This window comes from Kinneretia sp. DJ1R-11 (assembly GCF_025717595.1).
In the GTDB taxonomy this organism is placed as follows: Bacteria; Pseudomonadota; Gammaproteobacteria; order Burkholderiales; family Burkholderiaceae_C; genus Paucibacter_A.
This window is the reverse complement of the sequence record NZ_JAJIRR010000001.1, coordinates 179,460-203,426: the sequence shown is the minus strand read 5'-3', so window position 1 is coordinate 203,426 and position 23,967 is coordinate 179,460. Positions and strand designations below refer to the sequence as shown.

Genomic DNA, 23,967 nt, shown 5'->3' with positions numbered 1-23,967 from the left:
CGCGTGCTGACCGGTCAAGAGCTGACAGCCGCGGCCTCTTCTTCGAGTCAGTAGGAATCGGGTCTGTCGAGACACAGTGAAGAAAGAAGGGGCCTGTTGGCCCCTTCAGTTCTATGGGCCGTGTCATTGCAGCACTTGTGCATCGGCTCACGGCGGCTGTTCGTCAGCCACCGGAAGCGCCCAAAGCGGGCGGCCCTTCATAATCGCGACCTGCCCCCGCTTGTTCGAGACGTCGCCCTTTCATCATGGATAAATTCTTGCTGCAGCAGCAGGTGCTGGACCGGCTCGCCGAAGACCTGCTGCAAGCCGAACAGGCCGCGCGAGCGGCCCATGAAACGGCGACTCACGAAGAAAACATCGCCGAAAACAAGTACGACACCCTGGGCCTCGAAGCCGCCTACCTGGCCACAGGACAAGCCCGTCGTGCCGAAGCCATCCGCCAGGCGATGGTTCATTGGCGCCAGTTCCGCCCGCTCCCCTACGACGCCAGCAAAGGCATTCAGCTCGGCGCCTGGGTCTGCCTGGTCGATGCCGACGACCAGCAGCAACAGCTCTTTCTCGGCCCGGACGGCGGCAGCATGAAGTTGCTCTGCGGTGATCAGTTCGTTCAGGTCATCAGCAGCGATGCCCCCTTGGGCAGGGCCGTGCTGGGCAAATGCGAAGGTGATGAGGTGTCATTGCAAGTCGCCGCAGTTCGCCAGCAGTTCGAGGTGCGGCGGGTTCATTGAGCTGCCAGCAAGTTCACGCCGAATTGATCAGAAGTTACTCGCCTCGATTCCTTCGGGAGGCTCGGCACAAGGGCTGGTGAGCTACGCGGGTTCGTTCGCACGCTAGGCCTGGCACATACCCATTCGCTTCGGAGGCACTGATCGCGAGGCAGTTCAGTGCCCGGAGCTGCCGTGAGCCAGCCAACAAGAGGAGCGAGGGAAGGGGCACCCTGCTGATTCAAGACCTGACCCTGGGCGAAAGCTCTGCGCTCCTTGAAGGCCTTGGGGGCGCGCTGCTTGGAAGCATGCGACGGCACTAGTGCCGTAGGTCCAAAGCAAAGGCAGTTGTACTTGACTGGCCGACCGTGCTGCTTGCGACTCGCATCGAGGTTCTTGCAGGCCAAGAACGGCAGGGATTGCGCATGAGTGGCAGGGCGTGCGCCTTCCTACAATTCGCCGGACGATCACCCCGCTTCAGGCGGCGCTGACGAGCACAATCACCTGGAGACCTGATATGAACCCATCTTCGGTTCCCTTGATGTCTGACGCGGCCGCCAGTGATCCGTCATCGCGTCGGCTTGAACCCGCGATGGGCCTGGGGCTCAGCGATCGATTGATTGATCGCATGGTGTTGATTTCCAGCGTTGCCGCCGCGGTCTGCGCACTGGCTTTGCTTCACGCGCGGGCCTATCCGGTGTCCATGACCGTAGATGCGCTGGCCGCGCTACTGCTGTTCTTTCTTTGGCTGTGTCGGCATCGCATCTCCTCGGGTCGACGTCTGGCCTGTCTGGCGCTGACGGGCATCCTGGTGGCCGTACCAGCGATCGTCTTTAACCCGTATTCGCCAGACGGCTATCTCTTGGTGGCTGGGGTGATGGCCTTGTCCTTCACCAATTGGAGCGGCCGGCGCGCCTTGGCGCTGCCGGTGGCCTGTGTGCTCTTGCTTGCGGCGATGGCGGTTGGGGTCAGTCTGGATTGGATCCGGGTGAGCACGGTTGCTCCCGATTTCTCAGGTCGGCCGCAGGCTTGGGTGATCGTTTGTTTGACGGTGGTGCTGCTGGGAACGGCCATGGGCGGTGCAATCTTTGAGTTGAAGCACCGACTTCTGAGTCAGATCGAGCTCCTTGAGTCCAGCAACCGGCAGCTTTTTCGCTTCGCCTATCAAGACGCCGTCACGGGTTTGTGGAACGTTGATTTCCTGGACCGCGAACTGGAGCGGGGCCGTGCCTCGGGTCAGGTGCACCAATTCATGGTGATCGAGCTCTTGGGGCTGCGCGAGCTGAGCGCTCTGTGTGGACCGGGGCGTGTGGATCAACTTTGGCGTGACGGCGTTGAGCTCTTGCGCACAAACCTCTCGGCCGACTCCTTGATGCTGTGCCGCATGTCTGGTGATCAGTTGGCAGTGTGGTCGCCCGAGCTTGACCCGCATCGTTTGATTGAGGCCACCAAGGCTTTCATGGCGCATGCCTGTAGCAAGTTGTCACTGGACCGGCTGGGCATACAGCTCCATGCGGCCTCAGTGAGTTTTCCGGAGCATGGCGTCGATTTGGATGCTTTGCGACGCAGCGCCCAGGTGGCCTTGCAGAGTGCGCTTGTTCAAGGGCCTGGTGCGTGTGTACCCTTTGCGGCCGAGATGCTGCAGCAGTTGCACGAGGAGCAAGTGCTCCGGGAGCGTGTGCGTCAAGCCCTAGACCAGGACGGTTTCTATGCCGTCTATCAGGCCAAGGTTGATCGTGAGCATCAGCAGATCGTCGGTTTCGAGGGACTTGCGCGAATGCGTCCTTTGGAGGATGAACAGGTGCCTGGTCCCGCAACTTTCATCAGCGTGCTCCATGCCGAAGGCTGGATGACCCAGTTCGGCGAGCGCATGTTGCAGCGCATCTTGCACGACATGCCGGCACTGTGTGCACGCTATGGCGCCGACATCCAGGTGGCAGCCAATGTCTCGCCCGCTTTGTTTCTTTCGCCGGGTTTTCCTGATCTGCTGAAAGGCCTGCTGATTGAAAGCGGTGTGGCCGCCAGCAATCTCATCATCGAGATTACCGAGGAAGTTTTCGTCGGTGATCTGCAACGTTTGCGTCAGGCCTGTGCGGCCTTGCGTGACTTGGGGGTGCAGGTTTCTCTGGACGACTTTGGCAGCGGATTCTCATCATTGAGCTACCTGCGCGAAGTGCACTTTGACGAGATCAAGATCGACCGTTCTTTTGTTCAGCGCATTGAGACTGATCGGCGCAGCCAAATGGTCTTGGCCACCTTGTGCGAGCTCGGGCGCGACTTTGACTGCCGGGTCGTGATCGAAGGGGTGGAAACAGCCGGGCAGCTTGAACGCATCAGCGGTCTCCACGGTGTGTGCCTGCAAGGCTTCTACTTTGCCCGCCCGCAGCCGTTGGATCTATTGCTGGAGCGCTGAACCAGCCAAACTCGGCGCTGCATTCTGCTGCCCGGTTTTCCAAGACGTGGCTCCGCGGCCCTCCCCCTTTCTTCATGCAGGAGTTGAAATTGATGTGCAGGGCCGAGCCATGCTGGCGCGCATGGTCCGTGTGCGCAAGCCCAAGAAGAAAGGCATCTACCTGTCGCAGTGCACTCCTTTGTTCTCAATGAGGTGCTGGCGCTGCGCGTCCAGCATGGACTTTGGGGCCAGACCCTTCCCGGTGATGTGATGGACGCCGCGGGCCGGCCCACCGGGCCGCTCTGGGGCCGGGCCCAAGCGAGCAGCAGCGAACAGGCGCAGGCCCTGGAGGACGGTGTGGCTGCCCGTCATGCCGTCCAGTGCGACGGCATGGAACACGCCGGCTTGGATCAGGACCGCCACGCCCTGGTGGCGTGCCCGGGGGACATGACATGGGAGTGGCCGCAAGCCGATCAACTGGTGCTCACCTTCTCTTTGCCTGCCGGGACCTACGCCACCTCCGTTTTGAGTGAGATCCTCCACGCCACAGAGCCTGAGCGGCATGGCGAGAGAGAGGCTGGAGCCGTCCAGTGAAGGTGCCTGATCGCTCAATGGGGGCAGTTCAACCTCCTTTGAAAGAAACGCAGCATCCTGCCCAGAACGGACAGCCTTTCTGGTCGCAGCTACAAACAGTGACGTCTGGCCAGCTTGAGGGAAGACGGGGCCGCTGGGCCGCTTCTTCCTGCGTCAGCGTTCTGTCGGTGCCGGGGCAACTGAGGTGCCGACTGCGGCGATGCAGGACTGCAGCATCGACTCATAACGCTTCATCCATGCGTATTCTTCGCGATCGATACCGCGCGCCTGGATCAGTTTTCTGCCTCCATGAAAACTCCTGCTTGAGCAGCCCGCCCTGCGCGCACATCCAACGGGCTGCTGATCATGTCAACGCGGGTTTTTGTCCACCGACTCCTGGCCCAGCTTGAAGAGCGCAGCGTTGTTGCTGACATTGAGCTTCTCCATCAGGCGCACCTTGTGCGTGCTGACGGTTTTGATGCTCAGGCCCAGACTCAGGGCGACCTCGCTCACGCGTTGCCCGCCACACAGAAGCTTCATCACTTCGCGTTCCCGGTGGGTCAACTCGGCGTCCCAGGCAGGGCCGGTTTCTTGTTTGCGATGCACCATCATGCGTTCGACCAAATTGGGGTCGAGGAAGCGCCGCCCATGCCGGACATGGTTGACCGCCTCCTGCAGCAATTCGATCGAGCTGTCCTTGGTCACATAGCCCAGGGCACCGGCCTCGAGTGCACTTTGAACAATGGCCGGGTTGTCGTGCATGGAGACCACCAGAATGTTCGCAAGCCCATGGACGGTCTTGAGGCTGGAGATCAAGTCGATGCCAGCCATCAGCCCGGCGGCGCCCAGATTCAAGTCCAGCAGCAGCACATCGAAAGCCACGCCGCGGTGCAGCAAGGCCAACAACTGGCTGCCGCTCGACACATCGGCGACCACTTCATGCAAGCCGTCGTGCTGCAGGGCGCGGACCAGACCGGTTCGGACCATGTCATGGTCATCGCAAACAACGAGACGAATCATGCGGCTCTCCCGGCCGTGCTCAGGCGAAATCGGCCCCGTATGCTGGTGCCTTCGCCGGGTGTGCTCATCACGGCGAGTTCCGCGCCGAGCTGTTTGGCGCGCTCCTGCATGCCCAGCATGCCCAGGCCGCGATTGCCGCCACGTCGATCCAAGGAGAAGCCACAGCCGTCGTCACGCACTTCGAGATCCAGCACATCGTCATGGCAATCGAGGCGTACGCAAATGGTATGGGCGTCGGCATGGATGGAGGCGTTGGTCAGTGCCTCTTGCACGATGCGGTAGAGCGTCCGGGCCGTTTGCACGGGCAGGGCGGGCAACTGCTCAGGCAAGAGGGTCTGGATGTCAACGTCGGCTCCCATGGACATTTCCTTGGCCATGCCGCGCAAGGCAGGCAAGAGCCCCAGCTCCAGCGCCTCGGGGCGCAAGGCCCGGCTGACGTCGCGGACTGAATTGACGCATTCCTGGATCATGTTTCGCATGTGTTGCAGATCGGAGGGGCCCTCGGTCTTCATCAACAAATCCACCTCCAGCTTGAGTGCCCCCAGCATCTGCCCCAGCTGGTCATGGACATCGCGTGCCAGTTCGGCTCGAAACTCGTCGAACTCCTCTTGCTGGCGAAGGGAGAAGTCTCGCAACTGCTGCTGGGCGGCATGCAGGGCCAGTTCACTGCGAACCTGGGCGGTCACGTCAGACAGCACACTCAAATGAACGCCGGGCTGGATATGGGCGACGGCCGAGTACTCAGCGATGAGCGCATGGCCATCCTTGCGCCACATCTGGGTGCGACCGCTTTGGCGGGCGCTGGCAAACAGGCGGCGCCACAAACTCTGGTGCTTGTCTTGGTTGGGGCCCTGAATCATCAACTCTTGTATCGACTTGCTCAGCAGTTCGCTCTTGGTGTAACCCAACATGCTGCAGGCGGCAGCGTTGGCATCGATGCAATGACCCTGGTCATCCGCCAGCAAGATGGCATTCAAGGCGCCGTCAAACAAAGCCTGCAGTCGCCCATCGGCTGCCAGCGCCTGCTGGCGCACAGCCACCAACTCGGTCACGTCCTCGGTGCTGCCGTGGTGGCCGATGATGCGGTGGGGTTCCTCGGAGTCAAACTCTGCTTCGCCGCGGATCAGCACCCAGCCCATGGTCCCATCGCCGCGGCGGACTTCAAGCTCCACGGCATAGGGGCGTCGCTGGCTTGCCGCTTGCACACGCATCTCGGCCAAGCGTGCGCAGCCTTTGGCGCCGAAGGTGCCCATCCATTCATTTGGAGACAGTGGGCCTAATGCTGGGTCTCGACGGTAAATTTGATACATGTCGGCAGACCAATGGCGCTTCCGACCGCTGCGCGAATGCCACCAGATACCGGCGCGGCCCTGGGCATGGAAGGCTCCTGGAAGGCTCGAGCTCATCGGCGTCTGCATGGAGATGAAGCCGCGCAGATGGCCCGCATCAAACATCGGCTCGATGTCCAGCACCACCTTGTAGGGCGTGCCGTCCTTGCGGTGATTGACGAGTTCGAGGCCATGGCAGGGCTTGCCGTCGCGCACCGCCGCCGCCATGGCCGCGCAGGCAGAGGGGTCCGCGTCCGCCCCTTGCAAGAGCTGGCCGGGCGGCCGGCCGCGCATGTCTTCGATGCTGTAGCCCGTATGGGCCGTGAACGCGCCATTGACAAAGCGTGTGAGTCCCGACTCGTCGGTGACGATCAGATGGTGCTCGACTTCAAACGACTGATAAGACTGAGGCATGGAGTGAATCCTCGCGACCGTGGATCAACGCTAACACAGGCCCTGATGCGTCAAACCTCAGTTCCAGACGGTCTCTTGATCCAGGTCAATAGATCGGATTAGTCCTAGGCCGCCTCAGATATTTGATCTCCGGTTCTCGGATTTGGCCGACTGACAGCCTGCGCTCCGATCTCTACGATGGCCCACGACCCGATCGATTTCTGTTGGGGCCTGCTGCGGCCCCAGCCTTCGAAATCCTTCTGAGTCGACCCCTTCTTGGACTTGCGTCAACCCGAATCGATGGGCATCTCATGCGCGCGAAGATTTTGGTCTTGGGCGATAGCACCAGCTTTTGGCGATTGCTGCAGGCTTCGCTGGAGGATGCGGGCTATGTCCTGTTCAGTGCCGTGGATGAAGCGCAATGCCTGAGCTTGGCATTGTCTTGCGCGCCGGATCTGCTCTTGCTGGAAGTCAAGCCGGCATCAGAAACCAGCCATGCGCTGTGTCAGTTGATGGCCGCTAACTCGAAGCTCAAACAGATTCCTGTCGTGATGCTGGCGAACTCGGCGGACGAGGCCCAGCTGGACGCGGGCTTGAAGGCCGGAGCCAGGGCCTATCTGGTCAAACCAATTCATGTCAAGGAACTGCTGGTTCTGTTCCAGCGATTGCTTGGGCCTGGCGTTTCGATGGATCCGCTCGGGCACTCGCCCTGAGCCGGATCGCGTCTGATTTCATTTCTCGCTGTCATCGCTCTTTTGTTGATTCCCTCTAGTTCGCATCCAAAACCGCTGCCTCAAAAAACCAAGGGCAGCCGCACGAAAGGATCCCCACCATGGCACTGATCAAGAAGGTCGCTCCTGGCGCTGTCGCATCGACGGTCGTCGCACAGGCTTCGCGCAACTCGTCAAGCGCGGCCCGTGAGGCGGAACAACAGCGCAAGCGTGCCCGTACGCTGGCCAAACAGCAGCAGGCAGCGGAGCGAATTGCCACGGCGACCGGGCAGATGTCTTCCGGCATTGCGCAAGCGGCTTCGGCGGCGGAAGAGCTCAAGCGTGCGGCCGATCAGATTGCCACCGGAGCCGAGGAAGCTTCGGGCGCGGCACAGGAGTCCTTGGCCGCTTTCAAGCAGGTGGAGATCTCCATCAGCCGCCAGTTGCTCAATGCCGACGCCAGCAGCAAGCGTGCCGATGAATCCCAAGTTCTGGTTGCGAAGACCAGTGAAGAGGTGACCAAGCTGATCACCAATGTCGGCATCGCCGCGGACCGCCAGGCGGACTCGGTCAAGATGGTCGCCGAGCTGGAAATGCAGGCCGCGAACATTGGTGACATCGTCAAGGCTGTCGCCCGCATCGCGGATCAAACCAATCTGCTGGCCCTGAATGCGGCCATCGAGGCGGCCCGCGCGGGCCAGCATGGCAAGGGCTTTGCCGTGGTGGCCGACGAGGTGCGCACCTTGGCCGAAACCAGTGAGAAGAGCGCCAAGCAGATTCAGGAACTGGTCGGCCAGATCCAGCAGGAAGTCAAGGTCATCGCCGACGGCATCAGCGAGTCGTCCAAGGCGGTGGCCGCCGATGTGGAGAACGGCAAGGTCATCACGCAGCAACTCGAGCAGGTGCGCGTGGATGTGATCGACATTGTCAAAGGCGTCAGCGAAATCGCGGTCGGCGCTCAGCAATCCTCTACAGCGGCCAGGCAGGCGCTGAAGGGCTCAGAGGACATCGCGGCGGCCGCCGCCGAACAGTCGGCCGCCGCCGAGGAAGCCGCCAAGACCGTGGACGAACAAGCGCAGGCCCTGGCCGCGAGCGAGCAGACGGCGCAGCATTTGTCGGAGATGTCTGAGGACCTGAAGAATTCCACCGATGTGGCCAAGAGCGCGGAGGAGGTGGCCTCTGCTGCGGAAGAGCTGTCGTCTGCCGTGCAGGAAATCAGCCGCTCGGGCAGCCAGATCATGACGGCGATTGAGCAAATCCGCAGGGGTGCCGATGTGCAGTCGGCCGGCACCGAAGAAGCCGCTGCAGCCATCAGCCAGATTGAGCGTGGCGCCCAGATTGCGCAGCAGCGCGGCCAGGCCAGCCAAGAAAAGCTGGCGAATGTGCGTACGCTGCTGGCCACCAACAAGGAGTCCGTGGACGCACTGATCAGCAATGTGGGGGCGTCGGCCGAAGCCAGCAAAGTCAGCATACGGCAGGTGAAGGAGTTGGAGTTGGTCTCGCGGCGCATCGACAAGATCGTGGACGCCATCACCACCGTTTCGATTCAAACGAATATGTTGGCCGTCAACGGCTCCATCGAGGCAGCCCGCGCCGGGGAGTACGGCAAGGGCTTTGTCGTGGTGGCCACGGACATTCGCAATCTCGCGCAAGACTCGGCCGAGAACGCCGATCGCATCAAGGATCTGGTGAAAGCGGTGCAAGACCAGGTGGTCATCGTGGCTCGGGATCTGTCGGAGATCGTGGCCACCGCGCTGGCCGAAGTGGAGAAGGCGCGCGCCACGACGCAGAACCTCGTGGCGATCGAAAGCAATGTGATGGAAGTCGAGAAAGGGGCCAATGAGATTCTCGCGGCGGCCGAGGAGATCGGCGCCGCAGTGGCGCAGGTCAAACGCGGCGTCGAGCAAATCTCAGCAGCCGCCCAAGAGGCGCTCAAGGCCTCCGAGGAAGCGGCGGCTGCTGCCAAGCAGCAGGCCCAGGGTTCTGAGGAGCTGGCCAGCGCCATCGAGGAAATCTCCTCTTTGGCAGACGAGCTGCAAAGCGCTTGAGCGAGGCCCTCGTCATGAACAGCCCCCATCCTGAATCAGGCCTGGCCGGCTCGGTCGAAGGCGCTGCCGGCGCCGGAGGCCAGGCCATCAGTGCCAGCCAGTATGTGACCTTTGAGGCCGGAGACGAGGTCTTCGCCGTGGCGATGGCTCCCGTCCAAGAAATCATTCGCGTGCCCGATGTCGTGCGGGTACCGCTGTCGCCGCCGACGCTCGACGGCCTGGCCAATTTGCGCGGCAAGGTGCTGCCGATTGTGTCCCTGCGCCGCGCGCTCGGCTTTGCGGACCGAGCCGCGGACGACGCATCGCGTGCCGTGGTGATCGATCTGGGTCAGCCCATCGGCTTTGTGGTCGACCGGGTGGCCAGCGTGGTCGGCGTGGACGCCAGCAAGATCGAGGACGTGGGCAGCATCAGCGGCACAGTGAATGCCGAACTGCTGTCCGGCCTGATCAAAGACATCGGCGGCCACGCCATGGTCATGGTCTTGAACTTCGAGAAGCTGATTGCTCAGGAGTTCGCCCAGATCGCGGCGATCGGGCGGCGCTCATCGGAGGGGCACAGCCCCGGCACGGCCTCCACTGTGCAGGCCCTAGATACGTCGCCAGATGACGATGAACTCCAGTTGGTGAGCTTTGATGTGGCCGGGCAGGAGTACGCCATCACCATCGAAGACGTGCAGGAAATCGTGCAGGTCCCCGAGCAGATCATCCAAGTGCCCCATGCGCAAGCGCATGTGCTGGGCGTGATGACCTTGCGCAATCGTCTTCTGCCTTTGGTGGCCTTGCGCCGCATGTTTGTACTGGCTGAGCAAGACGCGAATGAGCAGAGCCGCATTGTGGTGCTGGGTATCGGTGGCGCTTCGGTCGGGGTGGTGGTGGACAAGGTCAATGAGGTCTTGCGAGTGGCCCGGCGCGATGTCCAAGCCATGCCTTCCTTGCTCGCTCAAGATGAATCGATGAGCGATGTCAGCGAGATCTGTCGCCTCGAGGCCGGCAAGCGCTTGGTCTCCATCATCTGCACCACCAAGCTGTTCCGTCATTCCGTCATCAAGGAGGCATTGAACGCCGTGAACGACGACTCTCAATCGACTGCCGAAGACCATGCCCATGAGCACTCCGGCGAAGATGGCCGTCGCGCCGATGATGACGAGCAGGTGGTGGTGTTCCGACTGGGCTCCGAGGAGTTTGGCGTGCCGATTGACAGCGTCCAAGAGATCGTCCGCGTGCCCGACTTGTTGACCCATGTGCCCAAGGCGCCGGCCTCGGTGGAGGGCGTGATCAATCTGCGCGGCACCGTGCTGCCGGTCTTGGACCTGCGGCGTCGCTTGGGCTTGGCGGCGATAGCGCGCAATGACGGCCAGCGCATCGTGGTCTTCCTGATCCGCGGCGTGCGCACGGGTTTCATCGTGGATGCAGTGGCCGAGGTGCTGAAAGTGCCACGGCGGGCCATTGAAGCCGCGCCACAGCTCTCCGATGAGCAGTCCACCTTGCTGGCGCGCATGGCCAATCTTGAGAAGCAAAAACGCATGCTGCAACTGATCGACCCGGCTTATCTTCTGGCCGCCGGCGATTTGCAGCATGTCGCTGAGTTGGCGGCCTAGCCAGCAGACCCAGAGCCATGATCAAGCTGCTCATCGTCGACGACTCGGCCTTGATGCGCCGGCAGCTGACCCAGCTGTTCGAAGCGGAGGGTGACTATTTGATCCGCCAGGCCCGCAACGGTGCCGAGGCGGTCGAAGAATGCCGCCGCTTCGAGCCTGATGTGGTGACGCTGGACATCAATATGCCCGAGATGGACGGCATCACGGCGCTCTCGCTGATCATGGCGGAGCGGCCCGTGCCCGTGGTGATGGTCTCGTCCTTGACGGAGAAGGGCGCGCTCGCCACTTTCGAGGCGCTCAATCTCGGCGCGGTGGACTATGTGGCCAAGCCCGGCGGCACGATCTCATTGACCTTGGACCAGGTGCGGGTGGATCTGCTGGCCAAGGTTCGCGCAGCGGCCAAAGCCCGGGTGGGTCGCTCGCGTGCAGCCTTGCCCAAGCGCCCCAGCCCGCAACGCAGCAGCACCACGGTCGGCTTGGCGCAGCGCCTGCGCGAGGAACGCTTGGCCGCCAGTGAAGCTGCGGCCGTCGAAGCTGCTGAGGCCGGCCGGGCCAAGGCCGATGTCCAAGGCTTGCTGCTGATTGGTGTGTCCACAGGCGGACCCCGAGCCCTTGAAGAAGTGTTGCCGAGCTTGCCCGCCAACTTCCCATGGCCGGTCTTGGTGGCTCAGCACATGCCGGCCAGCTTCACCGCGCCCTTTGCGGCCCGCTTGGATGGCGTTTGCCCGCTCGCCGTGGTGGAGGTGAATCGTCCGATGCGCTTGCAGGCCGGCACCATCTATGTGGGGAAGGGCGGCGCCGATATGGTGGTGTCTCGCCGCGACGGCCAACTCACGGCGATCCCCAAGCCAGAAGCGCGTGAGCATCTGTGGCACCCCTCCGTTGAGTTGTTGGCGCGCAGTGCCTTGGAGTGTGTGCCGGCCCGCCACATCGTGGGCGTGATGCTCACCGGCATGGGCTACGACGGCGCCGATGGCTTCACCGCCATCAAGCAGGCCGGCGGGCGAACGATTGCCGAGTCCGAGGACACGGCGGTGGTGTTCGGCATGCCGGCTGAGTTGATTGAACGGGGTGGCGCCAGCCTGGTGCTGCCGCTGGACCGTGTGGGCAGCCAGCTGCGCGCCTGGATTGCGCACTGAACAGGAGTCGTCATGCCCTTGGTCAAACGCACCCCCAATGAACGCGATGGCATTTGCGAACGCAGTGACGCGCGCGACTGCCCGAGCTTGACTCGGCAGCTGGACGACGGCAGCGCCGAGGCGCGGCGTTGGGCCGCCCGCGACTTGCTGAACTGCCCGAACTGCAGCACCGATCTGCTGGCCCGGCTGAATGAGGAGGGCGATGGCTCGGTCCGCGAGGTCATCTTGACCACCTTGACCCGCGTCGGTGACGCCCAAGCCGTGGCGGGCTTGGTCACTTGCCTGCGCAGTGAGGACGTGGCGCTGCGCAATGAAGCCATTGAGGCGATGAAGCAACTGCCCGATGAAGTCGCGCCCATCATGCAGGACCTGCTGCATGACACGAGCAGCGATATGCGCATCTTCGCGGTGAACATCCTGGAATCACTGCGCCATCCTCAGGTCGAAGCTTGGTTGTGTGAGGTGATCACGCAGGACGCTCATGTCAATGTGTGCGGCGCTGCGGTCGATCTGCTGTCGGAGCTGGGCTCGCCGGCGGCATTGCAGCCTTTGGTGCAGCTCAAGCGGCGCTTTCCGGATGACCCTTACATCCAGTTCGCCGCCGACCTGGCCATCAACCGTCTGAACGATGACTGAGACCACGATGGCCGAGCCGCACATCAGCGAAGAAGACTTCATGAAGTTTCGCGAGTTCTTCTATCGCAAGACCGGCATTCAGTTCGACGGCTCGAAGCGCTACTTTGTGGACAAGCGCTTGCTGGAACGCATGGAGCTGACGGGGCATGAGAGCTTTCGCAGCTACTTCATCATGCTGCGTTTCCAGGCCTCGGGCGAAGAATTGCAGTCGCTGACCAATGTGATGACGGTCAACGAAACCTACTTCTTCCGCGAGGCCTATCAATTCGATTGCATGGTGAACTCGCTCTTGCCGGACCTGTGCGCGCGCAAGACGAACGGCGATCCTTTGCGTATTTGGGTCATCCCGTCCTCCTCCGGCGAAGAACCCTATTCAATCGCCATCTATCTCTTGGAGCGCTGGCCCGGCATTCAGAGCCATGACGTCGAGATCATTGCGTCTGACATCGACACTCGCATCCTGGCCCAAGCTCAGCAAGGTCTGTACTCGGCCCGTTCGGTGGCGCAGTTGCCAAAGAACTATTTGCAAAAGTACTTTTGCCGGGAGCGCGATGCGTTCCAGATCAGCGATGACTTGCGCGAGGCGGTGCAGTTCACGCGGGTGAATCTCTCGGAGCCCGCCGACACCCGGCCCTATCGCAACTTCGACCTGATCTTCTGCCGCAATCTGCTGATCTATTTCGACGATCTTTCGCGCAAGACGGCCGCTGAGACCTTCTACGACGCACTCAGGCCAGGAGGCTTTCTCTGTCTGGGGCATTCGGAGTCCATGAGTCGGATCTCCTCGCTCTACGACGTGCGCAAGTTTCCCGAAGCCATCGTCTATCAAAAGCCTTTGGGAGTCAGGCCATGAAGAGAGTTCTGATCATTGATGACGCCGCCACGGTGCGCCTTTACCACCGCCGCATTCTGGAGGGCGCGGGCTATCAGACCGATGAGGCCATCAATGGCATCGAAGCTCTGGAGAAAGTCCTGAAGTCCAGCTTCGATCTCTTGCTGGTCGATGTGAACATGGCCAAATTGGATGGGCATGGATTTCTGCGTCAGCTGCGCCGCCTCGATGTGCCGCAGATGCCGGCCATCATGATCTCGACAGAGGCCTCGGAAGATGATCGCCGACTGGCCCTCGAATCCGGCGCCAACCTCTATCTCGTCAAGCCACTCAAGCCGGATCAGTTGCTGGCTTCCGCGGCTGTGCTCTTGGGGGAGGCTGAATGAACGAGTTGCTGGAGCAGTTTCTTGCCGAGGCCAGAGATGCCTTGGAAGGAATCGCTGATCTGCTGATGCTGCTCGAATCCGCGCCCAGCGATGAGTCGCTGATGGTGCAACTGTTCCGCTTGGTCCATACCTTGAAGGGCAATAGCGGCCTTTTCGAGTTGCCCGAAATGACCCGCGTCCTGCATGCCGGCGAGGACCTGATGGATGCCGTGCGCAATGGGCGCGTCAGCTACTCGCAGAGCTTGGCAGATCGCTTGCTGGAGGCGATGGACTTTGTCGGCATGATCTGCAGCGACCTGGAGGCCGAGCGCGCCAGCAATCCGAGTGCCGCGGCCGAGGCCAGCGAGTTGGCGCGAGCTCTGCGGGCCTTGATCCCCATCAGTGCGGCTTTTGCCGCTGGCGAGTCAGAAGTCTCTTCCTTGCCTGAAGCTGCGGTGGCCCAGGTGGACCCTGCTCAGCTCTTGCGTGTGCCTGAGTTGGCGCGCCAACAAGCTTGGCGGGAGGCCCAACTAGGTAAGCGCTTGTTGTGGCTCCACTACCGTCCTGATGCGGAATGCTTTTTCCAAGGTGCCGATCCGCTCCATCAGGCGCGTTTGACGCCTGGCCTGCTCTGGGGCGGCATGTGCCCGCCCGCCCGCTGGCCCAGCCTGGCCTCGCTGGATGCTTACCACTGCGTGCTGGGCTTTGAGCTTCTGAGCAGCGCCAGCCAGGCGGAGCTGGAAGAGCATTACCGCTACGTCATCGACCAGGTGCATTTCCAGCAGGTGCCGGCGCTCAGCCTGGTGCAAGCCTGCGGGGACCCGAACGGCGGCCCCGTTTATGAGGACTTTGTCGAAGAAGCATTGGCCTTGATCTCAGCCGATGATGCCGAGGGTTTGGTTCGCATCGCCCGTGCCATGCTGGAGCTTTCCAATGAAGGCTTGTGGTTGTCATCGGCGCTGAGATGGCTGCTGGTCTTGCTCGAAACCCTGCCGGCCCAGTCCGCCGAGGTTCGCGCCTGGCTGCTGTCGCTGCAGACTTTGTCCACCCCGCAATGGCCGGAGGCCGCAGCAGACGCCTTGCCCGCAGCGCCGGCAACGAGCGAAGCTGTGACCACGCCGCGTGCGATGGCCTTGCGTGAAGTGCTGGCCTTTCAACGCGAGAGCCTGGCCGCCGAAAGCATGGCGTTTGAGCCGGGCCGCCTGCGTGCCACGGCTGCGGCGCTTCTGCGCTGCATGCAAGCCAGTGGCCGGGAGGCGGAGACTCAGCCTCTTGATCAGGCTTTGAGCCAAGCGCTGCAGGCGCAGTCGAGCGAGCCGCTCTTGAACTGGTTGGATGGCGCCATCCTGCGCAGCCCCGAGGCCAATGACCGTGCGGTCGCGACATCGATGGCTGGGCCGGATGGCGACACGGCAGAGCTGGACCTGCGCATGAACCGGCGTGCCGACGATTCGCCGGGTGCCAAGAGCCTCAAGGTGGATCAAGTCAAGATCGAACGGCTGATGAATTTGATCGGCGAAATGGTGGTGGCCAAGAACGCCATGCCCTACCTGGCCAGTCGTGCCGAGACGGTCTATCAGGTACGCGAGCTGTCGCGCGAAATCAAGGCGCAGTACGCGGTCGTCAATCGCATCTCCGAGGAAATGCAGGACGCCATCATGCAGATTCGCATGATGCCGGTCTCTTTCGTCATGCAGCGTTTTCCCCGCCTGGTGCGCGATATCTCCCGGCGTCTAGGCAAGGAAGTGAGCTTGGTGCTGGAGGGGCAAGACACCGCCGCTGACAAGAACATCATCGAAGCCCTGGGTGACCCTTTGGTGCACATCGTGCGCAACAGTCTGGACCATGGCTTGGAAACGACGGCGCAGCGCCTGGCCTGCGGCAAGCCTGCCATCGGCACCTTGCGAATCACCGCCCGTCAGGAATCGGATCGGGTGCTGCTGGAGATTGCGGACGACGGCCAAGGCATTGACCCCGAGCGCATCAAGCGCAAGGCCTTGGAGCGAGGCCTGATTGATGAGGGGCAGATGGAGCGCCTGACTGAGCAAGAGGCCATCAATCTGGTCTTCGCTCCGGGTTTTTCGACCGCCGAAGTCGTCTCCGATCTGTCCGGGCGCGGTGTGGGCATGGACGTGGTGCGCAGCGCGGTGCAAAGGGTGAACGGCAGCATTGAGCTGAGCAGCGTCAAAGGGCAGGGGACGGCCATCACGATCTCGCTGCCTTTGTCCATGGCGGTCAGCCATGTGATGACGGTCCGGTCCGATGGTCAGTTGTTTGCCGCGCCATTGGACGCCGTTCTGGAGACGGTGCGTGTGCCACGTACTGCGGTGCATGCCATCAAGCAGAGTTTGACCACGGTGCTGCGCGGACGCATCGTGCCCTTGCTGTCGCTGAACCAGCTGCTGGGTTTGGCCGCGCCGCCGCTGGCAAACGCCGATGATGAGTTGGCGGTGCTGGTCGTGCGTCATGGCGACTCGGTGGTGGGCCTGTTGGTCGATGAGTTCTGCGGCACCAGCGACATCATTCTCAAACCCATGATTGGCGTGTTGAGCCATCTGCGCGCCTACAGCGGTTCCGCCTTGATGGGCGATGGCGCTGTGTTGATGGTGCTGAACGTGAAGGAGTTGTTCTGATGCCGATCGAATACCAAGAGACGGGACCGGTCTTCCGGGGCCTGGTGGGTGTGGAAGACGCCGAGACGCTGTTGGAGTGGCTGCAACAGCGACCCTCGGCCACTGCGGATTTGTCTCAATGCGAACACCTGCATCCCGCCAATTTGCAGGTCTTGCTGGCCGCGAATATTGCAGTGCAAGCCTGGCCCAAAGATGCCGGTCTCAAGGGCTGGCTGCGCAGCGCATTTGATATCCACTCACACGGAGAATGAAGATGGCCAAGACGATCCTGATCGTGGATGACTCGTCCACCATGACGATGAGCCTGAAGTCCAGCCTGGAGATGCATGGCTTCTCGGTGCAAGCCGCATCTGACGGCGTCCAAGCACTGGACAAGATCAAAAGCGGTTTCAAGCCCGACCTGGTCATCACCGACATCAATATGCCCAATATGGGCGGGCTTGAATTGATCAAGCACATCAAAGCCTTGCCCGGATTGCGTTTCACGCCGATCTTGACGCTGACCACCGAAAGCGATGCCAGCAAGCGCGATGAAGGCAAGCGCCTGGGGGCGACCGGCTGGCTGGTCAAGCCGGTGTCCAGCGCTGACCTGGTCAAGATCGTCAAGCAGGTTCTGCCTGGCGCCTAAGCGGATGATGCTCACTGACGCAAGCGGGAGCCCGACATGAACAAGACCGAAGGGCCGGGAGGTCCGCCATGGAAGGCAGACCGCCGCCTTCTCTTTGTGAGCACCGCGCTGCTCATCCCTGGCGCGCTGGCTGGCTTGGTCCATCTCCTGTACGCGGGGCCACGCTCTGGGGTGGGCCCAGCTGCACTGTCTGCCCTGGTGAGTCTGTCGAGCCTGCTGCTCTGGTTGGCCGTGGGAAGGGTCTTCAAAGCCTTAGGGTCTCGTTGGGTCGTTCAGGCCTCGGGCCCCATGCCGCGAGCCGCTGCCGTCGAGGAAGTGCGTCACGTCGAGCCCTACTTGAAGGTGATGGTGGAGCAGCTGTCCGGTGCGCTCACGGATGTGGAGCAGGGCGTCATTGCCTTGATCAATCTCATCAACTCTGTGCACCAGGTGTCGGAGGCTCAGGTCGGGCGCATCGAAGCCTCACGGGACAACGGCGAGGAGCTCAGCCGCGTGATGGCCGAGAAGGCCTTGATTGATCAGCAACTCGGCGCCATCTTGGACCTCTTCTCCGACAGGCAGGAACAAGAGGTGCTGGCGAATATGAGCCGGATCAAGCGTTTGCATGAAGTCAAGGCGCTGGCGCCGCTGGTTGATGTGATCGCGGTGGTTGCCCGGCAGACCAATCTGCTCAGCATCAATGCGGCCATCGAGGCCGCGCGCGCAGGTGAGTCAGGGCGGGGCTTTGCCGTGGTCGCGGCCGAAGTCCGTGCCCTCTCAAGGCGAACGGCCGAGGTGGCCGTTGAAATTGGCGAACGCATCAATGCGGCGACTGAGGGCATCGACGCCGAATTGACGAATGCCTCGCAAGGGGCCCATGGTGCTTCGTCCATAGAAACCATTCGCAAGGTGCTGGCGGAGATTCATGAGATGCAAGAGCGCTTTGCATCGGCGACCTTGCGGTTGCGGAAGATCATTGACGACGTGAAGATCGGCCATGTGGACATCGTGTCCAAGCTCTCGGATGCACTTGGGGCCATTCAGTTTCACGACGTCATGCGCCAACGTGTGGAGCCCGTGCAGTCCGGTCTGATCGAACTCAATGGGCATCTGCAGTTGCTGGCGGACCAATTGATCGATGGACCTTGGGATCAGGCGCAGAACGCGACGATGCAACAGCGACTTGACCAGCAAGTGGCAAGCTATGTGATGCAGAGTCAGGTTCAGACGCACCGGGCGGTGGTCGGCCAGACCCGTGAAGAGACGAGTCAAGAGAGACCCAAGATCGAGCTGTTCTGAATGAAGCTAGCGCACGCCCATAGCATTTCGATCTGTAACCGCAAAGGCGGCTCGGGCAAGTCTTCGACGGCCGTGAATTTGGCGGCCGAGATGGCCGCGGCCGGGCAGAAGGTCCTGCTCATCGACCTCGACACGCAAGGGCATGGCGCCATCGGGCTCGGCATCCAACTGCCGCGCAAGGCGGCCACAGTTCACGGCGCTCTGGCAGGACGCAATGGCTTGCGGGAAGGGATTCTGGCGTCGCGTTGGGCGGGGCTGGACCTTCTTCCGGCTGACACATTGGCGGACCACGGTGCCGCGTGGGGTGATGAGCAGCATTTGAGACGAGCCCTTGAGGCGGAGGGCGTGCTTGCCGATTACGACTTGGTCTTGCTGGACAGCCCACCGTCGCTGGACGGGCTGCTGCTGAATGCACTGTGCGCAGCCGATCAGGTGCTGGTGCCGTTTTTGCCTCACTTTCTGTCGGCTGATGGCGTCAAGCAACTCGCGCGAGTGATTCTTCGAGTCGCGAGTCGGGGGCTCAATGAGCGTCTGCGTGTGCTGGGCTACCTGCCGGTCATGTTGGATGCTCGAATTGGCCAACACCGACTGGTCAACAGCAGTTTGGCCCAACAGTTTGGTGGCTCGCGGCTCTTGCCCGGCATCCGCAGCGACATCCGCGTGGCCGAGGCTTTTGGCGCCGGCGTGCCGGTCCGCGTGCACGCACCGAAGAGCCGGGCTGCAGCTGACTATCAAACCTTGGCTGAGGTGATCAAATCCAGGGTGGGATGAAGCCGGGTCGCAGCATGCAAAAGCTGCTGGTGGGCCCCGGCCTGTTCATTCCCTCGCATGCACTAGCGTCCTTCAAACCGATTGACCCGCTGAAGCCCAAGAGATTGGAGATCTCACAGAGGTAGATGCAAGTGCTGCGCGCTGCAGGGACGGCGCAAATGCGGTTAGGCTTGACCCTGGCTCATGGCGATGTGAAGCGCCAAGCCACATGACAGCGGGGCCACCGACCCCACGGGCTTACCGGAGAACTCATATGGCATACGTTGATGGATTTGTCGCTTCCGTTCCCAACTCCCGGCGCGCGGACTTTGTGGCGCACTCGCAGACCATGGGCCAGATCTTCAAGGAATACGGGGCGACTCGTGTCGTCGACTGCTGGGGAGACGATGTGCCGGAAGGCAAGTTGACCTCGCTGCCCATGGCCGTTCAGTGCCGGCCCGACGAAACGGTGGTCTTCTCCTGGATCACCTGGCCATCGCGCGATGTGCGCAACGAAGCCTGGAACAAGGTGATGGCCGATCCGCGCATGCAGTCCGCCGGGGAACCGCCCTTCGATGGCAAGCGGATGATCTTTGGCGGGTTCGAGGTGGTCTCAGAGGTCTGAGTCGCTATCGGCGTGGCGGGTTCGCTAGCGCCGATTAGGGGCCCGATTTAGGCCGCCTTAGCGACGCCGCCCGCCTGTAAGCGCGGGTAGAGCACGAGGAGGGCGGTGGGGCGCTGAGACTCGCAAATGGATGCGAGCCTAAGGTGCGCCTTGCCCTCGATGGCTTTCAGCCCGCTGCGAAGGTCTTTCGCCACTGACTGGGCGACACGCCCACCGATTGCCTGAACTGAAGGCGGAAGGACTCCGCGGAGCCAAAGCCGGCCTGTTCGGCCACGCGTTCGATGCTCAGCGGTCCGCGCTCCAGCAGGCGCTGAGCCAGTTGCACGCGCTCTGCCAGCAACCAGCCCTGCACCGAGGTGCCGGTCAAGGCCTTGAACTGCCGGGTGAGGGTGCGGCGGCTGAGGCCGGCCTCATGAGCCAAGGAGTCCAGGCTGTGCGATTCATGGAGCCGGGCGCGCACCTCGTCCATCAACCGTCCCAGCCGAGTCCCGGTGCGGGCTTTGGGCAAGGGCTGCTGGATGTATTGCGACTGCCCCCCTTCGCGGTGCGGTGGGATCACGAGTCGCCGCGCCAACTGATTGGCCCGCTCGCCGCCCAATTGCTGCCGCACCAGATGCAGGCAGGCATCGAGGCCGGCGGCGGTGCCTGCCGAGGTGAGCACGCGCCCCTCCTGGACGTAAAGCACGTCTGGCTCCACCTTGACGTCGGTGAAACGCTGGGCAAACAGCGGGGCGTACTCCCAGTGGGTGGTGGCCCTTCCGCCGGCCAGCAGACCCGCCTCGGCCAGCACATGGCTGCCCAAGCAAAGCCCCACGATGAGGGCGCCACGCGCATGAGCGGCACGCAGGGCGCGCAGCAGCGACTCCGGCGGGCGCTCGTTGACGTCACGCCAACTCGGCACGATCACCACATCGGCTTTCTGCAGGGCGCGCAGCGATGGCAAAGCGGTCAAGGCAAAGCCCGCGCTGGTTCGCACGGGTGCCGGGTCCACGCTGCACACGACGAGGTCAAAGGGACTGTCCGGCGCCAGGCCCTCGCCGAACACCACGCAAGGCACCGAGAGATGAAACGGGCTGATCCCTTCGAACGCCACCACCGCCACGCGGCGACGCAGCGCTGGACCAGCGGCGGGTGAGTTCATTGGCATCGAGGAATTGGAAGTAGAAACAAGTTGGCCCGATCTTACCGATCATTGACTTTCGGGCCGATGGCCTGCTGCGCCTGTTCTCGCAAAAATGAAGACTTCACTCATTGCCCCGGAGAACTCCCATGTCCAAACCAGCCTTGCTGCTGATCGATCTGCAGAACGACTACTTTCCTCGCGGCGCTTTCGCGCTGGCCAACACCGAGGCCACTTTGGCCGCTGTCGAGCAGGCCATCAGCGATGCGCAAGCACGAGGCCTGCCGGTGATCCATGTGCAGCACGTGGCCGACGCCAGCCAGGGCATCGCCCCGTTCTTCAACGCCGGCACCGAAGGCGTGAAGATCCACCCGCGCATCTTGGCGGCCGCGCCGGATGCACCCGTGGTGGTCAAACACTTCGCCGACAGCTTTGAACGCACCACGCTGCACTCGACACTGCAGGCGCTGGGCGTCACCGAGCTGGTGCTCTGCGGCATGATGACGCAGAACTGCGTGACCCACACGGCCCTGTCTCGCCAAGCCGATGCCTACGAGCGCGTGACGGTGCTCACCAATGCCTGCACCACGGTCAGCGAGATGCTCCACGCCATCGCCCTGCATGCCTTGTCGACCCGTGTTCGACTGGTCGACGCAGCCTCCGCCTGGTGACCCGCCCACGTGGCCAGCCCATCACTGTTCCGAAAGCTGTCCGCATGGCGCCTTGGTTTCTTGAGCTCTATGCCGAACCCCCAACCGGCGTCGTGCTTTGGCGTCTGAAAGACGAAAGCCTGTTTGAGCAGGTGCTGCAGCAACTGCCGGTGGGTTCCACGTCCACCACCTCCATCGCGGGTGTGCGGTGGTTCCGCAATGTCGCAGCCAATCCGAGTGCAGACATCAGCCTTCTGATTGCGGCCATTCAAGGGGCATTGCCTGCGCGCGCCGATTGACCTCAGTGAATTGCAGCGTGAGCCCTGTCTCCGCTGGGTTTGACGGCCCTGCGTCAGATGCGATCTTCTTGAATTGATATCTGCTGCTGCATCGCTCTGACTTCTTCGGCTGAGGTCTGCCGCGACAAGGCTTCGCTGAACCCAAACTCCAGCAACTCAGCAGCCGGCGCTTCGCTCGCAGGCAGGCGGCAAGAGGCATGCACCTCATGCACCCCCGTCGCGGCCAGCAAGGCCGCCACCTTATCGGGGCGGATGCCGCTGCCGGCGAGGATGCGGATGCGGCCTTGGCTTTGGCGGACGAGGGCGGCCAGCTGGGCGCTGCCGGCCCAGGCGCTCGACGCGCCGCCGGATGTGAGCACGCGTTGGAAGCCCAGGGCGATGGCCACCTCCAGCGCGGCACCCGGGTCACGTACCAGGTCAAAGGCGCGGTGCAGGGTCAGCTGCAGGCGTCCATCGGCCACGCGGATCAGGCGTTCCAGCAGCGGCCGGTCGAGTTGGCGTTCGGGCGTGAGCGCACCGATGGCCACGCCGGCCAGACCCAGCTCCGCCGCCAGGGCGATGTCTTGCAACATGATGCGCGCCTCGGCCTCGCTGTAGACAAAGCCGCCGCTGCGCGGGCGTATCAGGGCGATCACGGGCAGGTTGCGCGTGGCCGCTTCGGCCATCAGGCCGGCCGAGGGCGTGAGTCCGCCGCAGCCGAGGCTGCTGCACAGCTCGACGCGGTCGGCGCCGCCTTGCTGCGCGGCGTCAAGGCCGGCGATGTCGTCGACACAGACTTCCAGCAAGACGCTCATGCCCGCACCTCGGCAGCACCGTGCCCAAAGGCGAAGGCGGCACCGATCAGACCGGCTTGGTCGTTCAAGACGCTGGGCCGCAGCAAGGCTTGATCGCAGTCCTTGCTGTCATTGCGGCTGCGGCGCAAGATCTGCCGGCGCACGGCGGCATCGAGCGCGCTGATGAGCTCCGCCGAGCGGCTCAGGCCGCCGCAGACTGGCACCACGCTGGCACCGGTGACGTTGACGACCAGGGCCAAGGGGCCGGACAGCAGCTCGACATAAGCCGCCACGGTGGCGCTGGCCGCGCGATCGCCGGCCTGCCAGTCGTTCAGGATCTGATGGCTGCTGTGCGCCGCGCCGCCGTTCAGGGCCAGGTGCAGGCGTTCCAGGCCGCGGGCGCCGCCCACCGTGTCGGCGCAGCCGCTCAGGCCGCAGCCGCAGCGAAAGCGTGGCAGGTGCACGCGCTGGCCCGCGCCGTTCAGCAAGGTGGCTTCGTTGATGCTGGGGCCATGGCCCCATTCGCCGCACAGGCCGCCGGCCCCTTGCACCAGCTGCCCGCGCACGACCAGGCCGCCGCCCACGCCGGTGCCGAGCACGGCGCCAAACACGACCTCATGGCCCTGGCCCAAACCTACCCGCGCCTCGGCCAGGGCGGCGCAATCGGCATCGTTGCTGGCTTGCACCGGCATGCCCAGCAGGCTGGCCAGTTCCTGGGCCAGCGGGCGGCCTCGGATGCAAGGAATATTGGCGGCCACCACCTGCCCGGTGTCGGGCACCACCACGCCGGCGATCGAGATCGACAGGCCCCGGGTCTGCCCGGCCACGCCTTTCACGGCCGTGCGCAGCGTGGCGCAGAAATCCGCCCAGTCTTGTGTCGGCGTCGGCAGGGTGCTGATCAGCTCGCAGGTGCTGCCCCCCAGGTAGCGCGCCAGGCGCAGCTGCGAGCCGCCGATGTCGGCTACCAGGAGCTCGCCCGCGGCGGCATGACTGTTGGCATGGGCAGTGTGGCAAGGGGCTTCGGTCGGGCTCATGCGGCGGGAACTCCTCGTGTGGGCGGTGTCGCTTCGGCGCGGAGTCTAGGACCGGGGGTGCCGCGCAGTCCAGGCCCGGCAGGGCGTTTTCGGCCTCTGTCGCAAGCCCGCCTCGTTTCGTTTACTAAACAAAACTAAACTGAATCCAAACATTGAAAGTTTGTTGAGCCGTGCGGGCTTCCTTTGTATAAATTTACCTGGGTGGAATGCAGTACCCAGCGAAAAGCAGGTGGTCTTTTAGTCGTTTAGTAAATCCTCAGGGTTCTCCCGAAACTGCGCACGGCGCGACCTGAGACAAGGACCCGACATCGACCTGCGAACCCGGATCGGGTTTTGGCGCTGAGCCTTGCATCGAGCTTCACGGTGGCGGGTCCGACGCGTTCAAGTCAAGGAGCGCCAGGGCGTCCGAGCCAATTCGAAATGGGTAGCGGGGCATGCC

General features: G+C 62.8%; 23 protein-coding genes. 18 read left to right on the top strand and 5 right to left on the bottom strand.

The window, feature by feature from the left end; translation table 11 throughout:
* The first annotated feature begins 245 nt into the window (after nt 1-245).
* From LNV23_RS00865 to LNV23_RS00855, 3 genes are all read left to right on the top strand, one after another.
* The gene (locus LNV23_RS00865; RefSeq protein ID WP_263561209.1) at nt 246-728 is read left to right on the top strand and encodes a GreA/GreB family elongation factor; all 483 of its coding nucleotides are present in this window, start codon (nt 246-248) and stop codon (nt 726-728) included.
* A gap of 493 nt (nt 729-1,221) precedes the next feature.
* The gene (locus LNV23_RS00860; protein WP_263561208.1) at nt 1,222-3,117 is read left to right on the top strand and encodes a GGDEF domain-containing phosphodiesterase; all 1,896 of its coding nucleotides are present in this window, start codon (nt 1,222-1,224) and stop codon (nt 3,115-3,117) included.
* A 168-nt stretch (nt 3,118-3,285) separates the two neighbouring features.
* Nucleotides 3,286-3,690 (top strand): tRNA pseudouridine(13) synthase TruD, encoded by a 405-nt coding sequence (locus tag LNV23_RS00855; RefSeq protein WP_263561207.1) that lies wholly within the window; start codon nt 3,286-3,288, stop codon nt 3,688-3,690.
* A 348-nt stretch (nt 3,691-4,038) separates the two neighbouring features.
* On the opposite strand, the gene LNV23_RS00850 is transcribed toward LNV23_RS00855, so the two are convergent.
* Both LNV23_RS00850 and LNV23_RS00845 read right to left on the bottom strand, forming a co-directional pair.
* Nucleotides 4,039-4,689 carry a response regulator transcription factor gene (locus LNV23_RS00850; protein ID WP_263561206.1) on the bottom strand — a complete coding sequence of 217 codons (651 nt, stop codon included), beginning with the start codon at nt 4,687-4,689 and terminating at the stop codon, nt 4,039-4,041.
* Nucleotides 4,686-6,431 carry a PAS domain S-box protein gene (locus tag LNV23_RS00845; protein WP_263561205.1) on the bottom strand — a complete coding sequence of 582 codons (1,746 nt, stop codon included), beginning with the start codon at nt 6,429-6,431 and terminating at the stop codon, nt 4,686-4,688. The genes LNV23_RS00850 and LNV23_RS00845 overlap by 4 nt, the downstream gene beginning before the upstream one ends.
* 290 nt (nt 6,432-6,721) lie before the next feature.
* Between LNV23_RS00845 and LNV23_RS00840 the strand changes: the two genes are divergently transcribed.
* The 13 genes from LNV23_RS00840 (at nt 6,722) to LNV23_RS00780 (ending at nt 19,652) form a co-directional block, all read left to right on the top strand.
* Entirely contained in the window at nt 6,722-7,123 is a 402-nt protein-coding gene (locus tag LNV23_RS00840) for a response regulator (protein WP_263561768.1), read from the top strand.
* Between the two features lie 119 nt (nt 7,124-7,242).
* The gene (locus LNV23_RS00835; RefSeq protein ID WP_263561204.1) at nt 7,243-9,168 is read left to right on the top strand and encodes a methyl-accepting chemotaxis protein; all 1,926 of its coding nucleotides are present in this window, start codon (nt 7,243-7,245) and stop codon (nt 9,166-9,168) included.
* Nucleotides 9,169-9,182: 14 nt separating this feature from the next.
* Complete coding sequence (locus LNV23_RS00830) at nt 9,183-10,766, top strand: chemotaxis protein CheW (protein WP_263561203.1); 1,584 nt, start codon at nt 9,183-9,185, stop codon at nt 10,764-10,766.
* A 17-nt stretch (nt 10,767-10,783) separates the two neighbouring features.
* Nucleotides 10,784-11,905 (top strand): chemotaxis-specific protein-glutamate methyltransferase CheB, encoded by a 1,122-nt coding sequence (gene cheB / locus LNV23_RS00825; protein WP_263561202.1) that lies wholly within the window; start codon nt 10,784-10,786, stop codon nt 11,903-11,905.
* Nucleotides 11,906-11,917: 12 nt separating this feature from the next.
* Nucleotides 11,918-12,541: a HEAT repeat domain-containing protein gene (locus LNV23_RS00820; RefSeq protein ID WP_263561201.1), complete on the top strand. Its 624-nt coding sequence runs from the start codon at nt 11,918-11,920 to the stop codon at nt 12,539-12,541.
* Nucleotides 12,534-13,394, top strand: coding sequence for a CheR family methyltransferase (locus tag LNV23_RS00815; RefSeq protein WP_263561200.1), 861 nt, complete (start codon nt 12,534-12,536; stop codon nt 13,392-13,394). The genes LNV23_RS00820 and LNV23_RS00815 overlap by 8 nt, the downstream gene beginning before the upstream one ends.
* Nucleotides 13,391-13,759 (top strand): response regulator, encoded by a 369-nt coding sequence (locus LNV23_RS00810; protein ID WP_263561199.1) that lies wholly within the window; start codon nt 13,391-13,393, stop codon nt 13,757-13,759. Before LNV23_RS00815 ends, LNV23_RS00810 begins: the two co-directional genes overlap by 4 nt.
* The gene (locus LNV23_RS00805; RefSeq protein ID WP_263561198.1) at nt 13,756-16,371 is read left to right on the top strand and encodes a chemotaxis protein CheA; all 2,616 of its coding nucleotides are present in this window, start codon (nt 13,756-13,758) and stop codon (nt 16,369-16,371) included. The genes LNV23_RS00810 and LNV23_RS00805 overlap by 4 nt, the downstream gene beginning before the upstream one ends.
* Entirely contained in the window at nt 16,371-16,622 is a 252-nt protein-coding gene (locus LNV23_RS00800; RefSeq protein WP_263561197.1) for a hypothetical protein, read from the top strand. Before LNV23_RS00805 ends, LNV23_RS00800 begins: the two co-directional genes overlap by 1 nt.
* A 2-nt stretch (nt 16,623-16,624) precedes the next feature.
* Nucleotides 16,625-16,999, top strand: a complete 375-nt coding sequence (locus LNV23_RS00795) for a response regulator (protein WP_263561196.1) — start codon at nt 16,625-16,627, stop codon at nt 16,997-16,999.
* Between the two features lie 36 nt (nt 17,000-17,035).
* A complete protein-coding gene (locus tag LNV23_RS23930) occupies nt 17,036-18,277 on the top strand; it encodes a methyl-accepting chemotaxis protein (RefSeq protein ID WP_318023197.1) in 1,242 nt (413 codons plus the stop codon).
* The gene (locus LNV23_RS00785; protein WP_263561195.1) at nt 18,278-19,048 is read left to right on the top strand and encodes a ParA family protein; all 771 of its coding nucleotides are present in this window, start codon (nt 18,278-18,280) and stop codon (nt 19,046-19,048) included.
* 253 nt (nt 19,049-19,301) lie between these two features.
* Entirely contained in the window at nt 19,302-19,652 is a 351-nt protein-coding gene (locus LNV23_RS00780; RefSeq protein ID WP_263561194.1) for a DUF1428 domain-containing protein, read from the top strand.
* A 166-nt stretch (nt 19,653-19,818) separates the two neighbouring features.
* Here the strand turns inward: LNV23_RS00780 and LNV23_RS00775 are convergent, their stop codons facing one another.
* Nucleotides 19,819-20,793 (bottom strand): helix-turn-helix domain-containing protein, encoded by a 975-nt coding sequence (locus tag LNV23_RS00775; RefSeq protein WP_263561193.1) that lies wholly within the window; start codon nt 20,791-20,793, stop codon nt 19,819-19,821.
* A 128-nt stretch (nt 20,794-20,921) separates the two neighbouring features.
* On the opposite strand from LNV23_RS00775, the gene LNV23_RS00770 reads away from it, so the two are divergent.
* Together LNV23_RS00770 and LNV23_RS00765 are read left to right on the top strand one after the other, a co-directional pair.
* A complete protein-coding gene (locus LNV23_RS00770; protein ID WP_263561192.1) occupies nt 20,922-21,443 on the top strand; it encodes a cysteine hydrolase family protein in 522 nt (173 codons plus the stop codon).
* A gap of 44 nt (nt 21,444-21,487) precedes the next feature.
* On the top strand, nt 21,488-21,721 hold the full coding sequence (locus tag LNV23_RS00765) for a hypothetical protein (RefSeq protein ID WP_263561191.1): 234 nt from the start codon (nt 21,488-21,490) through the stop codon (nt 21,719-21,721).
* A 53-nt stretch (nt 21,722-21,774) separates the two neighbouring features.
* On the opposite strand, the gene LNV23_RS00760 is transcribed toward LNV23_RS00765, so the two are convergent.
* Nucleotides 21,775-22,515 (bottom strand): copper homeostasis protein CutC, encoded by a 741-nt coding sequence (locus LNV23_RS00760; protein WP_263561190.1) that lies wholly within the window; start codon nt 22,513-22,515, stop codon nt 21,775-21,777.
* The gene (locus LNV23_RS00755) at nt 22,512-23,528 is read right to left on the bottom strand and encodes an ROK family protein (protein WP_263561189.1); all 1,017 of its coding nucleotides are present in this window, start codon (nt 23,526-23,528) and stop codon (nt 22,512-22,514) included. Before LNV23_RS00755 ends, LNV23_RS00760 begins: the two co-directional genes overlap by 4 nt.
* Between the last annotated feature and the right edge of the window lie 439 nt (nt 23,529-23,967).

What these genes read in the sequence shown, in the direction of transcription:
- LNV23_RS00865 (WP_263561209.1), top strand. Translation starts at nt 246, where the DNA reads ATGGATAAATTCTTGCTGCAGCAGCAGGTGCTGGACCGGCTCGCCGAA.
- LNV23_RS00860 (WP_263561208.1), top strand. Translation starts at nt 1,222, where the DNA reads ATGAACCCATCTTCGGTTCCCTTGATGTCTGACGCGGCCGCCAGTGAT.
- LNV23_RS00850 (WP_263561206.1), bottom strand. Translation starts at nt 4,689, where the DNA reads ATGATTCGTCTCGTTGTTTGCGATGACCATGACATGGTCCGAACCGGT.
- LNV23_RS00845 (WP_263561205.1), bottom strand. Translation starts at nt 6,431, where the DNA reads ATGCCTCAGTCTTATCAGTCGTTTGAAGTCGAGCACCATCTGATCGTC.
- LNV23_RS00840 (WP_263561768.1), top strand. Translation starts at nt 6,722, where the DNA reads ATGCGCGCGAAGATTTTGGTCTTGGGCGATAGCACCAGCTTTTGGCGA.
- LNV23_RS00835 (WP_263561204.1), top strand. Translation starts at nt 7,243, where the DNA reads ATGGCACTGATCAAGAAGGTCGCTCCTGGCGCTGTCGCATCGACGGTC.
- LNV23_RS00830 (WP_263561203.1), top strand. Translation starts at nt 9,183, where the DNA reads ATGAACAGCCCCCATCCTGAATCAGGCCTGGCCGGCTCGGTCGAAGGC.
- cheB (WP_263561202.1), top strand. Translation starts at nt 10,784, where the DNA reads ATGATCAAGCTGCTCATCGTCGACGACTCGGCCTTGATGCGCCGGCAG.
- LNV23_RS00820 (WP_263561201.1), top strand. Translation starts at nt 11,918, where the DNA reads ATGCCCTTGGTCAAACGCACCCCCAATGAACGCGATGGCATTTGCGAA.
- LNV23_RS00815 (WP_263561200.1), top strand. Translation starts at nt 12,534, where the DNA reads ATGACTGAGACCACGATGGCCGAGCCGCACATCAGCGAAGAAGACTTC.
- LNV23_RS00810 (WP_263561199.1), top strand. Translation starts at nt 13,391, where the DNA reads ATGAAGAGAGTTCTGATCATTGATGACGCCGCCACGGTGCGCCTTTAC.
- LNV23_RS00805 (WP_263561198.1), top strand. Translation starts at nt 13,756, where the DNA reads ATGAACGAGTTGCTGGAGCAGTTTCTTGCCGAGGCCAGAGATGCCTTG.
- LNV23_RS00800 (WP_263561197.1), top strand. Translation starts at nt 16,371, where the DNA reads ATGCCGATCGAATACCAAGAGACGGGACCGGTCTTCCGGGGCCTGGTG.
- LNV23_RS00795 (WP_263561196.1), top strand. Translation starts at nt 16,625, where the DNA reads ATGGCCAAGACGATCCTGATCGTGGATGACTCGTCCACCATGACGATG.
- LNV23_RS23930 (WP_318023197.1), top strand. Translation starts at nt 17,036, where the DNA reads ATGAACAAGACCGAAGGGCCGGGAGGTCCGCCATGGAAGGCAGACCGC.
- LNV23_RS00785 (WP_263561195.1), top strand. Translation starts at nt 18,278, where the DNA reads ATGAAGCTAGCGCACGCCCATAGCATTTCGATCTGTAACCGCAAAGGC.
- LNV23_RS00780 (WP_263561194.1), top strand. Translation starts at nt 19,302, where the DNA reads ATGGCATACGTTGATGGATTTGTCGCTTCCGTTCCCAACTCCCGGCGC.
- LNV23_RS00775 (WP_263561193.1), bottom strand. Translation starts at nt 20,793, where the DNA reads ATGAACTCACCCGCCGCTGGTCCAGCGCTGCGTCGCCGCGTGGCGGTG.
- LNV23_RS00770 (WP_263561192.1), top strand. Translation starts at nt 20,922, where the DNA reads ATGTCCAAACCAGCCTTGCTGCTGATCGATCTGCAGAACGACTACTTT.
- LNV23_RS00765 (WP_263561191.1), top strand. Translation starts at nt 21,488, where the DNA reads ATGGCGCCTTGGTTTCTTGAGCTCTATGCCGAACCCCCAACCGGCGTC.
- LNV23_RS00760 (WP_263561190.1), bottom strand. Translation starts at nt 22,515, where the DNA reads ATGAGCGTCTTGCTGGAAGTCTGTGTCGACGACATCGCCGGCCTTGAC.
- LNV23_RS00755 (WP_263561189.1), bottom strand. Translation starts at nt 23,528, where the DNA reads ATGAGCCCGACCGAAGCCCCTTGCCACACTGCCCATGCCAACAGTCAT.